Origin of the sequence: Undibacterium sp. Ji49W (genome assembly GCF_049340205.1) — a bacterium.
Classification (GTDB): Bacteria; Pseudomonadota; Gammaproteobacteria; order Burkholderiales; family Burkholderiaceae_D; genus Undibacterium.
Genome location: NZ_JBMPOW010000006.1, coordinates 274,637 through 287,599 on the forward strand (window position 1 = coordinate 274,637; position 12,963 = coordinate 287,599).

The window sequence follows — 12,963 nt, forward strand, 5'->3', positions numbered from 1 at the left end:
CTGCTCCTTGTACTTTAGCGCTTTTCTTCAAACATGATGTTCAGGGCGATATCTTTGATGTCTGCTGCGTGGACTTTATCCTTGCTATCTGTCTGCGCACGATCAAGTATCAGCAAAGGGCCGTCGGCAGCATCATCCACCGGTCTGCCATGGGAACCCTGTACCAGGCTGGCATCCAGACCGATGACATTCATCAGGCTGCGAAAGCCCAGCATCCGTTTTCCCAAACGCCATGCCACCGCCAGTTTGGGAAAACGGATATTTCTGTCCACAAATAATTCTGCCGGGTCATAGCCAGGCTTGCGGTGGATTTCGACGGTGCGTGCAAAATCGGGGGCCAGTGCATCATCCTGCCAATAATAGTAAGTGAACCAAGAACGCTTGTCGGCCATCACCACCAGTTCACCCGAACGCGGATGATCAAGCCCCAGGTCTGCCCGTTCATTACCGGCCCAGATACCTTCCACACCAGCGACGCTGCTTAACAGCTTGCGCACGGGCGCGATTAATTCAGGGCGCGCAATATACACATGGGCAAACTGGTGGTCAGCTACGGCATAGGCACTGGACGCAATAGGGTCCAGCAATTCGGCACCATCTTCTTCGCGCACCACCAGATAACCGGCTTCGCGCAAGATACGGTTCAGATGAACTGGGCGGTCAACTGCTGTAATACCATATTCGGACAAGACCATGACGCGGCGGCCAGCCTGTTGCGCATGGGCGATCAGGTCACCGGCCACTTCATCGATATCACGCAGTGATTGTTGTACGGCCGGGTTACTTAAATCCGGGCCGTGCCTTTGCAAGTCATAGTCAAGATGCGGCAGGTAGACCATGGTCAGGGTAGGATCTTTTTCGCTGATCGCCAGTTTGGCGGCATCGGCAATCCAGCGACTTGATTTGATTGTCGTGGCTGGCCCCCAGAACTGGAACAGCGGAAAAGCACCTAGTTTCCTGCTCAATTCATCACGCCAGCGAGGGGGAGTCGTATAACAGTCGGGCAGCTTGCGGCCATCGGCTTTGTAGACGGGGCGTGGGGTAATGCCGTAATCATGGCTGGAAGCCATGTTGTACCACCAAAACAAATTGGCACAGGTGAACCTGGCGTCACGTGCCTTACCGGCTTCCCAGATTTTTTCACCGGCTACCAGTTTGTTGGATTGCCGCCAAAACCAGATTTCTGCCAGATCACGGAACAGCCAGCCATTGCCGACGATGCCATGCTCCTGAGGTGGTAAACCTGTCATCAACGTCGCCTGCACAGTGCAGGTTACAGCCGGGCTCACAGTTTGCAGTGGCTGCATTTTGCCACTGGCGACAAAAGCCGACAGGCGCGGTGTCAGTTCTCCCAACAGACTGGGTGTCAGTCCAACGATATTCAACATCAGCAAACTTTGCATGCGTCTGGCCTTGCGTATTCATACAGTGGTGAGATCGGGAAGTGCATCAAGCCGTGATGCTGGTGAAGCCAATCACCGCACAAACATACACGCACATTGTTTCCTTATTATTAATTTAAACAATGCTTTTCGCAATAGATTATTAGCAGAAAATCTTTCTTTAAGAGAAATGTTGTGTAAAAAAGATATTTCTTGAAATATGTTTTAAAGTCATTGCTTATTTTGCACTAATATTTCAATATTGGTAATTATTTTTTCTGCAATGCTTATTTGCGGACATTTGCAGACTTTAGATAGCGTGGCATTCATCCTGAACTATGCAGTCGGGACGTTTGTTGCTTTTCAGTATGACGATGGCAACCCCATGTAATGTATCAATCCTGCTGATTGATGCCACCACCACAGGAGACCCAATGAGTTACCTTAACTTACCCCGTTTAGTATTTGCTGGCCAGTTCCAGGCCGACGTGTCTAGGGTCAATAATGATCCGGAACATTTCAATACCGCCCGTTTCCGTTCCAACTATCAGTTGCCGGGCCCAGGGGCGACTAACGGGTGGTGGAATCCGAATGGCACGGGTTCATGGAGATTCCGCAATTGTGTGGTTACCAGCGTTGTCTATCGCGATGGCAGCACTTGTTCTGATCCGAATCCTACCAAGCCTTGCTCAACGGCTTGCATATCGCCTTCAATGGCGAGCCGGAAAAATTGGGGCAGGCAGTGGGCTTGATGTTCTCACTACAACTGGCAGCACAGCAATTGATGGAAACACCGTCTGGCTTGAATGATGGCACGACAGCCGGACCGAGCTTCCAGCTACCGTTTCCTTATTAAGTAAATAGTAGCGAGGAGGTGTTTCCCGGACATACTTTTTCGCCCGGGGAATTTATAAATTTGCAAATAAATGCATATCAGTTTTATAATCATTTTCAGTATCGGGCACAAAGCAGTGTGCAGGCACGACAGAAAACTGGAAATGGTGATCCATGAAAAGGACTTATCGTGAAATTGGCTGAACTGAACAGACTGCCCGATCTGGATGTGACGGCACCAGCCACCTTGCGTGGTGCCTGGCAACAGCAACATGTGCGCGTCGATTATTCCTTCCCTGTGGTATCCACCCGCGATGCCTTTGATATCGCGAATCCTGATTTTCGTGCCGTGCTAAGTTTGCGCGAACCCCAGCGTCGCCACCGGCTTGCGATCTTCCTGGACGAAGGGGTGGCCAAAGCCATGCCTGGTCTGGTGGAGCAAATCCATGCCTATCTGCGTTTTCATCACGAAGCCATGGAACTGATTGGTGACATCTTCATGATGCCCGGCGGTGAAGCCTGCAAGAATGACCCGGCACTGGTGGAAAGACTGCTGCAGGCTTTGTCAGAACGGGCGATAGACAGGCATTCTTATTCCGTCGCCATCGGCGGCGGTGCCGTCTTGGACGCCGTGGGTTACGCATCTGCGATTTTCCATCGTGGTGTACGGCATATACGTTTCCCTACCACTGTGTTGGCGCAGGATGATAGTGGTGTCGGTGTTAAAAACGCCGTCAACTGGCAGGGGCAAAAGAATCTGATCGGCACCTTTGCGCCACCCTGGGCCGTCGTCAATGATGCATGTTTCATCGATATTTTGCCTGTGCGTGAAAAACGGGCAGGGCTGGCAGAAGCCGTCAAGGTTGCATTGATACGTGACCATGCATTTTTCCTGATGATGGAAAAACAGTTGCCTGCATTGGCTGCGTTTGACAGCCATATTCTCAATACCGTGATTGCCCGTTCAGCCAGCCTGCACATGCACCAGATTGCTCATGGCGGGGATCCCTTTGAAAGCGGTTCTGCCAGGCCGCTGGATTACGGTCACTGGGTCGCGCACAAGCTCGAACGTCTGACAGCACATGCCTTGTCCCATGGCGAAGCAGTTGCCATCGGTCTGGCTCTGGATGCCCGTTATTCCTGTCTGGCAGGTTTGCTGCCGGCAGGCGAAGACACACGCATCTACCGTTTGCTGACACAACTGGGTTTTGACTTGTGGCATCCACAATTGCTGGCGCAGGATGGACAGTGTGAATTGCTGGTACTGCAAGGCTTAAAAGAATTCCGGGAACACCTGGGTGGAGAATTGACCATCACCTTGCTGGCGGCCATAGGTAGTGGTGTGGAAGTACATGAAATGGATGCTGAATTGGTGCGTGCTGCGATAGGCTGGTTGCAAAACCTGCATGCAGATTCAGCAGACTATCCGGCAACCAGATTGCAGCCTGTCATTACTGCCTGAGACAGAGGCCGATATGCAATTATCCTTGCCATCGCATAACGTGCATCTGACTTACTGCACGAATATCCATGCAGGCGAAAGCTGGGATGAGGTGTTATCCAGTCTGGATGACACCATTCCTGTGATCAGAAAAAAACTGGAACTCAGTGATGGCCAGACTTTTGGCATAGGCTTGCGGCTGTCTGCGCAAGCGGCGGATAGTCTCATCATACCAGCCAGGCTGGATGAATTTAAGGCACAACTGGCGCGCCTGGAAGCTTACGTTTTCACCATCAATGCGTTTCCTTATGGACCTTTTCATACGGTCAGGGTGAAAGAGCAAGTCTATTTGCCCGATTGGCGCGACGGCGAGCGTCTGCGTTACACCAGACAGTGTGCCCATATTCTGGCCGCGCTTTTACCGGAAGGCATGGATGGCAGTATTTCCACCGTTCCCGGTGCCTACAAATCTGAAGCGCGCACAACTGATGCTCAGACGCGGATTGTCGAACAACTGATAGCCGCAGTGGCCATGCTGGCACAACTGGAACAAGACACCGGCAAATACATCGCTCTGGCACTGGAGCCGGAACCCTGCTGTTTCCTGGAAACCCTGGCTGAAACCACTGCTTTTTTTTGTGACCAGCTATGGGCTACCGACAGCATAGTCAAACTGGCAGATTTATGTATCAGTACCGAAGCAGAAGCCAGCCATCTGATGCGCCGTCATCTGGGTGTCTGCTATGACGTGTGCCATGCCGCAGTCGAATTTGAAGACCCGGTGAAGGCGCTACAGAAATTGAGTGCCTTTGGCATCCGCATACCCAAGATTCAATTGTCCTGCGCCTTGCGCATACCCGTCATGCATGCCGGTATGCTCGCTGAACTACAGCGTTTTGATGATGGCGTGTACCTGCATCAGGTTGTCGTCCAGAAGCACCGCAACCTGCAACGCTACACCGATCTGCCCGCGGCTATTACTGCATATCAGGCAGGCAAGGCAGATGGTGAATGGCGCATCCATTGCCACGTACCGATATTCTGGGACAGTGATGGCCAGGTGGGGGCAAAAACGGAGTCAAAACTGAATTCAGAGCTGGATTCAGAGCTGGGATCGACCCGGGCAGATTTGCTGGCGACTTTGCAAGCCCTGCGCAAACAGGGTTTTTCCAGCCACCTGGAAGTGGAAACCTATACCTGGGATGTTTTGCCAGCCCATTTAAAGAACGAATCCAAAGCCCATGCGATCGCGCGTGAACTGGGTTTTATCATGAAAGAACTGCTGACATGAATACGATAGCGATGAACAATAGCCGCATGGGTATTTATTTGCGGCTGGGCAGAGTATCCAATCTTCCTACCGTGTGGACCAATGTGCTGGCAGGGGCGATTGTCGCCAGCAGCATCAACGGCCGGCCTTTGTCCATATTGCATACCTTATTGGTGATGCTGGCAATCTCGGCCTTTTATTGTGCAGGCATGTACCTGAACGACGCCTTTGACAGGGAAATCGATGCCCGCGAAAGACCTGGGCGTCCAATACCTTCAGGGCAAATCAGTGCCCGTGCCGTGTTTTCTATTGGTTTTGTTTTACAGCTTGCCGGTATCGCCATCCTCAGTTATTACGGCACCTGGGCCATTGTCTGTGGCTGCGCGCTGGCCGCAACCATCCTTCTGTACAACGTCTGGCACAAGGGTAATCCCTTAAGCCCGCTGATCATGGGCCTGTGCCGTGCGCTTGTTTATTTTGCGGCAGCAGCCAGTGCCATGGTCATCACCGGCAATATGGCAGATGAAAACCTGTTCCAGGCTGGTAGCAACCTACCTTTGACCAGTACCGTTCTGGTAAATACAACATTTGTACTGGCAGCCCTGGCTATCTGGGCACATGTGGTTGGCCTGACTTATGCAGCAAAACAGGAAAGCCTGAATCGCCTGGGTAGCCTGTGGCCCTTGCTGATCCTGGCCCTGCCTGTACTCTTGTATGGCAGCCGTTCAGTCACCAGTTGGGCCGATGGTGGCCTGGCATTGCTGATGCTGCTGGCGCTGATTGCTGCGGACGTTATCGCTGTGCGTTTACTGATTACCCGACACATCGCCGGTTCGGTGCCAAAGGCCGTGGCGCAACTGATTGCTGCAACATCCTTGCTGGATGCACTGGTGATCGCCATCGCCGGTGGCGGTGTCGCCGCCGTGGCGTTTTGCCTGTGCGCCTTTGTCATGACCAGGGTTTTGCAACGTGTCATTCCCGGAACCTGAGACTGCTGCCTGGATTAATTATTTTGATTCACTCTATGGAAGTATAGGACAGCCATCATGAGACATCCGTCGATAGAAGAAATGCAGGCATTGACCCCCACCGCTGCAGCATTGTCGCAACTGGATATCTGGATAGCTGCACGCAGTACACCAGAAGCCTTGTTGTGGTTCAGGCTGCAATGCCAGAAAATCAGCACGGCTAAACAGGAGCGAGATGTCTATCGTGCCATGGGTATGGCTTCGCGTAAACTGGGTAAGCTGGATTTGAATTTGAGTGATGATGAACTGCTGGCCGCGAATTTGCTGCGCCCTGGTTTTGATCCTTCAGCCTGGAGCGTCGATATTGCTGCCAGGGTGGCTTTCATACTCGCCAGTTATGCCGGTGATGAAGCACAATTCGCCAACCAGCTTGACAGCATTGCCGACAGTGCCGAAATCAATGAACTGATCGCCCTGTATTCCGGTTTCCCCCTATACCCAGCGGCCATTGCGATAGAAAACCGCGCCCGCGAAGCCATACGTTCCAACATGCGTCCCATCTTTGAAGCGATGGCGCATCGTAATCCTTATCCCATGCAGGCATTTGATGAAGCGGCCTGGAACCAGATGGTGGTTAAATGCTTTTTTCTCGACAGCCCGCTATGGCCCATACAAGGACTGGAGCAAAGGAATAATCCTGCCCTGGCTCATATTCTGATCGATCTGGTACATGAACGCTGGGCCGCAGGTCGTGTCGTCAGCCCCGAGTTATGGCGTTGCGTGACGCCATATGCAGCTTATGCAGACATAACAGGCAAATCCGAATTGCTGCGCGTGCTTGAGCAGGGTAGGGATGCAGAACGACTGGCCATCGCCAAGAGTTTGCCAAAACAGGACAGCAGTCTGCGCGTCATCTGTGAGCAACAGCAACTGACAGAGCGGGCAGCAGATATCAACTGGCAACAATTGCTGGAACAAACCCAACACTGATCAACAGGAGAGCACCATGTACGAAAAAAATGCCGAACACCAGCAATGGCTGGAAGACAATATAGCCAGGCTGGATGCAGCAGCAGGCACCATCCATATACAGCGTGGTGAAGACCTGTACCTGAGCGCCGCCTTGCGTATACCAGAACCGGTACTCGCCATCGTGGCCCATGTCAGCCATGGCAAAGGCATGGCTGGCGCAGCACAATTAAGCAAAGAACCGGTGCAGACCTGTAATCTGCAAGACGATAAAAGCGGCAATATACGCCCCGGTGCCAAAGCCGTGGGTGCTCAGGCAGCAATCGCCATTCCCTTGCTCAGTAAAACCGGTGATGTCATGGCGGTGGTAGGTTTCGCCTGGCAAAAAGAAGGCGATCCGGCAGAGTGGGTAGCACAGGCACCATTCCCGGACAAACTGGCTCAGCTAACAGCGAGTTTGCAAGCTGCCTGAAGCCTACAGGTTTTCTGGAAGGATTAATTTGCGCACATAGCCTTCCAATGCCACAGTTTCCCCACTGGCATTGGCTATGGGGCGACCAGGCAAGCCCATGCCTTCGCTGATAAATACACTGGTACCAACCACGCATAAATTCGATGGTGTATCCAGATGTTCGGCCAGACTATGCACCGTTTGTCTGGCCAGATCAAAGCACAACAGACGCCCAGAATAACGTTTGAAACCACCATGCCAGGGTATTTGTGGCACCCCGGCTACTGGCATGGGCTGTAAGAAGTCTTCGCATAATTCCAGTACCAGCAATTGTCCCTGATCGGTAAAAGCCATTCCGGTTGCCAGGGTCAGGCCCTCAATCACGGTACTGACTTCACCAGTATCCAGATTCAGCCTGACGACCTTGCTGCTGCCTTTCTCAAAATGTATGCCACGCTTGTCGGCATCACCCTGCGATTCACCCGAGAACAGTGAAATCAATACCGGCTGGCTGCCGTTACTTTGCGGCCAACTTTGGTCCAGGATCACGGTCACCGGCACCGCATGCTGGCCACCGGGTAAATCTGGCAGTACACCCGCTACTGCTTCTGGCTTGCCTTCGACAAATTCTATGGCCTGATTGGTATCCGGCTTGACAGTCAGCCAGCTGTGTCTTTGCGGGTGGTAGCACAGGCTATTTAAATTACCGCGACTGTGAAACAAGGTCTGTGGTAGCAACGTTGATAAATCCATGATGCATGAACCGGATACATAATCCGTCTGACTCAACAACCAACGCCCGTCACCATAGGCTACATCAGCCAGGCCAAAAATTTCATCCCGACACATGCGCGCCTGCATGTTCATGGACCGAAAACCGGCAGCCACAACTTCCATTTGCCCATACAAGCCCGCAGCATCGCATCTGAACTGCAATAAGCGGCCAGAAAATACCTGCTCTGTATCACCTGTGCCAGCCTCCACCAACAACAAGCTGCCATCCGGTTTCACCTTGATACCGCGTGGATTATTCAACCCACGCAAGATGATGCTGGATGCACAGGTTTTACGTAGAGGCCATTGTGATACGGTAATAGAAGGCAGGGTTGGCATGGGCAGGGTTGGGAGGGTTGGGAGTCGCGGTGGTCAAGATGCTGATTGTCATACTAGCATTTCATAAAAAGCAAGTGTGGTCAATATGATATTTTTTGTAAAGGCATTATTTTATAGGTGGGGGAAGAGATGAAGTCGGTATAAGTAGCTGCTTGACAAATATGCAAAATATCTCGTATCGTCTGACTTTGAACCAGCTTGACGACACGCACGTTTTTCGCTGATTAAATGCGGACAAACAGGCCTGATCAAGCTGGCAGCGATACCTGCACCCCCCCCAGTCAAAAGGATATGTCATGACCGACTTTACACTTAAGATTCAATTCTCAAAGGCGGATACAATAAGCTTGAATCAACAAGGCTATCTGGTAGCAATAGTAAAGGGACAGCAAACCGCTGCTACCGTGAATCAGGTCCCCGTGTGGGTGACGTTTGCACCATTTGAAAATAACCTGGCTACCTGGGATTCTATCTATGGACTATTTGGGTCACCTGACCCGGCAGGTAGTAACGCACCCATCACGACTTATTCTTCAGAATTTCCTGCAGAATCAGGTGCCATTTATCCGTTTCAATATAATAGCTTTGGCAAGCCAGAAGCGGCTGGCGAGCCAAATACATATACCGTACAAAACGCGGATGGACGCAAGCTTACTTTTGGTTTGTTGCAATCAATTACGGCAAATGGTGTCGCGCACAATGCGCAACCCACAAGTGCTACTGCGATTGAAACCAATATGAACATTCAATTGCTTCCAAGCGATACCGTGTCGATTTTTATGTTCAACGTAGTACAAAACGGTATCGTCATCATTACCAATGAAACTGCTTTGCTGGATGTTGATATGAAGACCAATCCGCAACAAACCATCCATTTTGATGGGCAGCAGTTTGTTGTTGGGCCCTTGCCTTGATTGCAAAGCCGGTTGAGATGGCAGGCAGTGACAATTCAATGCCGAAATCTTTTCATCAGGAAATGGGGCTGGAGTAGCTGCGGCCACCTCAAAAAACGGAAAATAAGTATATTCAGCCCAGCACTAGAGCTTGCCGTCAGATGGGTGCTCTTTGCTGCCGTCGAAACTCTGCCGGAGTGCAGCCGGCTTCCCGTTTGAAAAATTTGCTGAAGTTGGTGGCTTCCTCAAAGCCCAGCTTCTCTGCGATAGTGGCAACATGCAAGTCTGTATGCACTAGCAGGCGCTTTGCCTCCAGGTTGATGCGCGCAGCGATGAAGGCCTTGGCCGGCATGCCCATTGCGGCCGTCACTGCCCGAGCCAAACTCTTTTCCGTGCAGCCGAGTTGGCTGGTGTAGTCGGATACGTGGTGCCATTGAGTGAAGCGCTCGTCTACAAGCTGCTGGAAACGCTTGAAACGTTGCAACGCAGGAGAGGCCAGCGGTTCCTGCGCTTGTCGTCGGCCTTGCAGAATGCTCAGCCGCGTCAAGAGTGCATGGAGCTGATGGCGCAGCAGTGCGTGGACGTCTTCCAGCGGTGCATCAATCAGTGTGTCCTCGCGCATCTGTCGGATCGAAGCCGTCACGTTCTCTAGCTCAGGACTGCTCAGGACCATGTGTTCCAGCAACCTTTCCAGATCGAACGCGAGCTTGAGATCGCGGGACGACGTCGAACCGGGTAACACGAATTCCGGGCGGAACAGAACGTTCCAGCCGTCCCAGTCCTCATCGCGTCCATAGTTGTGCGCCTGTCCTGCTCGCAACACCAGCAACGACCCCGGCTGGCAAGAGATCGACTTGAAGTCAACAGTCTGGGTGCAGATACCGCGCGTGACACACACTAAGGTATGGAACTCGTACCGATGCGTTGTCCGCACTTCTTTGCCCCCCCGATGCCTAAGGTCGGCCATGCTAAACACTTCAAGGTTGAGTTGGTAGGGGGCTCGTGGCTGATAGCCCAGACGCTCAATATCGGCATTGACCTTCGCGCTTCCTGACGGGGATAGAGCGGACTTTACAGTTCTGTATGGTCCTCTTTTTGATCTTGATGTCTCGAAAGTATCATTCATTGTCTAGTTTTCACCGTTTAATTTGCTTGATTATGTCCAATAATAACCACAACGAGCCATTTTAAAAAGAAACCAATGATGAAGACAGACGCTTGCGCAACGTTCTCTTTCTTGCCGCCGTACTTGCCATGGCTAAGTTCCGGCACTGGCTCAACCATCGTCCCCAACCGCATCAACAAAGGAGCACACAAATGAACAATATCGACATCGCCAAGGCATACATAAAGGCAGTACAAACTGGCGACCAAGCCACGCTGGGTAGCATCATTTCGCCCGATGTGATTTGGCATCAGCCTGGCAACAACCAGTTCTCTGGCACGCAGCGGGGCATTGCGGCTGTCGGCACAATGCTGGGCAAGATGATGGAAGTGTCCGGCGGGACATTTTCGATCAACCGTGTCGACCACTACATGGACAACGGCGATTGGGTCGCCATCACGCTGGAGTTCGCTGGCGAGGCCAACGGCATCAAGCTAAAGCAGCCAGGCGTGGATATCATCCGCATCGAGGGCGGCAAGATCGCCGAAGTCCGTCTGTTTTCCAGCGATCAAAAACAGGAAGACATGTTCTGGGGGCAGTAATCCACTGCACCTTGCACTGCTCACGCCGAAGTCACTGGCACAGTATTGTTATCGCCAATGAAGACACTCTGCCCAGATCACGAATGCGGTGCTGCTGGTCCTTGTAAAAGCTTTGCCAGATTTCTTTGGGCAGACGTGTTGCCTGGATCAAGCACCAGTGCCCGACGGTAATGGGTGATTGCCGCCGCATTATTGTCATTGACCAGATACGCGTGCGCCAAGCTGTCTTCGGCATTGCTGCTGTCTGGATGCTTTGTGGCATTGAGTTGAAAAATGGCCAGTGCCTCGGTGCGGCGATTGGTGGCCATCAGGCGATATCCCCAGTCATTCATTTCCAGTTCTGACCACTTGGTGCCCGGGTTTTTTGCATCCAGTTCGGCAGCGACCTTGCTGGCATGATGGTAGCCACGCTGATCCAGGGCGATGCGTAGCGCTGCAATGCCGGATAGCGGCAAATCAGGTGCATAGATAGCCGCGACCTTGTCGATAAAATCTTCGGGAAAGGTGCCGGTAAGATTGGTGAGGATAACGACGGCAACGCCGTCATCGGGATAAATGGCAAAGGCGGCACGTCCGCCTCCTGTCATGCCTACAGCGCGATGCGTTCCACGTTCCTGTATCTGCCAGCCCGTGCTCCATTGCCCTTTGTCGCCGTTATTGAAAGTCGCAGGCGTCCATAAACTGGCAAGACTTTCCTTGCTCAGGATTTTTCCATTCTGAAGAGAAATGATCCAGTGCGCCATGTCGCTGGCGGTGCTGTTCAGTCCGGAAGAGGCGCGCCGGAATGGCAGGAAGCGTTCCGAGGTTGCACGCAAAATAGTGGCAGCTTCGGTCCACGATTGGGACTGGCTGGGTGATGTCCAGCGATAAGTCGGCGCTCGCTTTGGGATGACATCGTAAGTGTCGCCATACGCTGTGTGTTTCATGTCGGCGGCACTGATTTGCGCAGTTGCCAGCGGTGCATCCAGTGGACGTCCTTCGATCTGGTTGATGACTTGCTGAACCAGCGTGTAATTGGTCTGGCAATAGTCGAAACGTTCTCCCGGCGCAAAGCGGACAGGGCGAGTCTGTAACCAGGCCCATGCCGCCTTCGTATCTGTTTCCACCGTTGGCGCCCCCATGACATCGGGCAGGCCAGACATATGGCTAAGTAGCTGACGTATTGTCACGCCCCGCCATGTTTCAGGAAGATCGGCCAGATAACTGCCGACTGGTTTGCCCATATCCAACTTTCCCTCTTCAACTAGACGCATCGCGGCTACCCCAGTGAAGGCCTTGGTAATTGAATTGATTGCAAAAACGGTGTCGTCTTCAACCGGAACACCAAATTCAACGCTTGCGGTTCCATAGTAATGCGAGAGAACTATGCGCCCATCCTTGACTACCGCAACCTGCATCCCAGGTATGCGCGTCTTCGTCATTTTTTCACGCAGATAGGCATCTACCTTTCCGGCCTGGCTCAATCCAAGGTCTGGCACTTGAGCAGATGCTGTCGTCGATACCACGGCAAGAACAAACGCATTCCATAATTTGTAAGACATGAATTTGATCCTGAACTGGTGAGATATTTGATTGTCGTGTGATAGCGCCCGGCAGACACAAGCTCATACATACATTTCAATCACAAAGCGCTAGTGTTGGTCAGCGGAATCGTGGCGAAGTTCAAGCTATTTTCAATCAATGTATAGGCTGACTGATAACTATGGCATACGCACCCCGCCTGATTACTTCTGGACAGAAGTCACCTGCATTATTTGATCTGTATCAAAAACACAACTTCACCTGGTTCATTGTCAAAATTTCTTTATTTTCATTAAATATTTGCTAATCTGGAGTATAGTTATTTAGCCAACTTAATTAAAACGCAACGCCATCAAATAAATCACAAGCAGCCTCGACCAGCCCGGACCGGGCTAGAGACATCTCACTTTCTTG

13 protein-coding genes are annotated in these 12,963 nt (G+C 52.0%); 9 read left to right on the top strand and 4 right to left on the bottom strand.

Annotated features, from left to right (window positions below):
• Positions 1-14: 14 nt before the first annotated feature.
• The gene (locus ACO0LK_RS09875) at positions 15-1,403 is read right to left on the bottom strand and encodes a nucleotide pyrophosphatase/phosphodiesterase family protein (protein ID WP_422974527.1); all 1,389 of its coding nucleotides are present in this window, start codon (positions 1,401-1,403) and stop codon (positions 15-17) included.
• Here ACO0LK_RS09875 and ACO0LK_RS09880 point away from each other — a divergent pair.
• The 7 genes from ACO0LK_RS09880 to ACO0LK_RS09910 all read left to right on the top strand — a co-directional run bounded on the left by ACO0LK_RS09880 (position 1,402) and on the right by ACO0LK_RS09910 (position 7,336).
• Positions 1,402-1,599, top strand: a complete 198-nt coding sequence (locus ACO0LK_RS09880) for a hypothetical protein (protein ID WP_422974529.1) — start codon at positions 1,402-1,404, stop codon at positions 1,597-1,599. The two genes, ACO0LK_RS09875 and ACO0LK_RS09880, sit on opposite strands and share 2 nt — an antisense overlap.
• Before the next feature lie 468 nt (positions 1,600-2,067).
• A complete protein-coding gene (locus tag ACO0LK_RS09885; protein ID WP_186946412.1) occupies positions 2,068-2,238 on the top strand; it encodes a hypothetical protein in 171 nt (56 codons plus the stop codon).
• A 168-nt stretch (positions 2,239-2,406) separates the two neighbouring features.
• Positions 2,407-3,678: a 3-dehydroquinate synthase gene (locus ACO0LK_RS09890; protein ID WP_422974531.1), complete on the top strand. Its 1,272-nt coding sequence runs from the start codon at positions 2,407-2,409 to the stop codon at positions 3,676-3,678.
• 13 nt (positions 3,679-3,691) lie between these two features.
• Positions 3,692-4,948 carry a metabolite traffic protein EboE gene (eboE, locus tag ACO0LK_RS09895; protein WP_422974533.1) on the top strand — a complete coding sequence of 419 codons (1,257 nt, stop codon included), beginning with the start codon at positions 3,692-3,694 and terminating at the stop codon, positions 4,946-4,948.
• Positions 4,945-5,916: a UbiA family prenyltransferase gene (locus ACO0LK_RS09900; protein ID WP_422974535.1), complete on the top strand. Its 972-nt coding sequence runs from the start codon at positions 4,945-4,947 to the stop codon at positions 5,914-5,916. Before eboE ends, ACO0LK_RS09900 begins: the two co-directional genes overlap by 4 nt.
• A 57-nt stretch (positions 5,917-5,973) precedes the next feature.
• Positions 5,974-6,885: an EboA domain-containing protein gene (locus ACO0LK_RS09905; protein WP_422974537.1), complete on the top strand. Its 912-nt coding sequence runs from the start codon at positions 5,974-5,976 to the stop codon at positions 6,883-6,885.
• A gap of 16 nt (positions 6,886-6,901) precedes the next feature.
• Positions 6,902-7,336 (top strand): GAF domain-containing protein, encoded by a 435-nt coding sequence (locus ACO0LK_RS09910; protein WP_186946408.1) that lies wholly within the window; start codon positions 6,902-6,904, stop codon positions 7,334-7,336.
• A gap of 3 nt (positions 7,337-7,339) precedes the next feature.
• On the opposite strand, the gene ACO0LK_RS09915 is transcribed toward ACO0LK_RS09910, so the two are convergent.
• Complete coding sequence (locus tag ACO0LK_RS09915) at positions 7,340-8,428, bottom strand: hypothetical protein (RefSeq protein ID WP_422974540.1); 1,089 nt, start codon at positions 8,426-8,428, stop codon at positions 7,340-7,342.
• 296 nt (positions 8,429-8,724) lie between these two features.
• On the opposite strand from ACO0LK_RS09915, the gene ACO0LK_RS09920 reads away from it, so the two are divergent.
• Positions 8,725-9,342: a hypothetical protein gene (locus ACO0LK_RS09920; protein ID WP_422974542.1), complete on the top strand. Its 618-nt coding sequence runs from the start codon at positions 8,725-8,727 to the stop codon at positions 9,340-9,342.
• Between the two features lie 136 nt (positions 9,343-9,478).
• Here ACO0LK_RS09920 and ACO0LK_RS09925 read toward each other — a convergent pair whose 3' ends face one another.
• A complete protein-coding gene (locus ACO0LK_RS09925; RefSeq protein WP_422974544.1) occupies positions 9,479-10,288 on the bottom strand; it encodes an AraC family transcriptional regulator in 810 nt (269 codons plus the stop codon).
• 350 nt (positions 10,289-10,638) lie between these two features.
• On the opposite strand from ACO0LK_RS09925, the gene ACO0LK_RS09930 reads away from it, so the two are divergent.
• Positions 10,639-11,028 carry a nuclear transport factor 2 family protein gene (locus ACO0LK_RS09930; protein ID WP_422974546.1) on the top strand — a complete coding sequence of 130 codons (390 nt, stop codon included), beginning with the start codon at positions 10,639-10,641 and terminating at the stop codon, positions 11,026-11,028.
• Positions 11,029-11,105: 77 nt separating this feature from the next.
• Here ACO0LK_RS09930 and ACO0LK_RS09935 read toward each other — a convergent pair whose 3' ends face one another.
• Positions 11,106-12,569: a serine hydrolase gene (locus ACO0LK_RS09935; protein WP_422974548.1), complete on the bottom strand. Its 1,464-nt coding sequence runs from the start codon at positions 12,567-12,569 to the stop codon at positions 11,106-11,108.
• Positions 12,570-12,963: the final 394 nt, after the last annotated feature.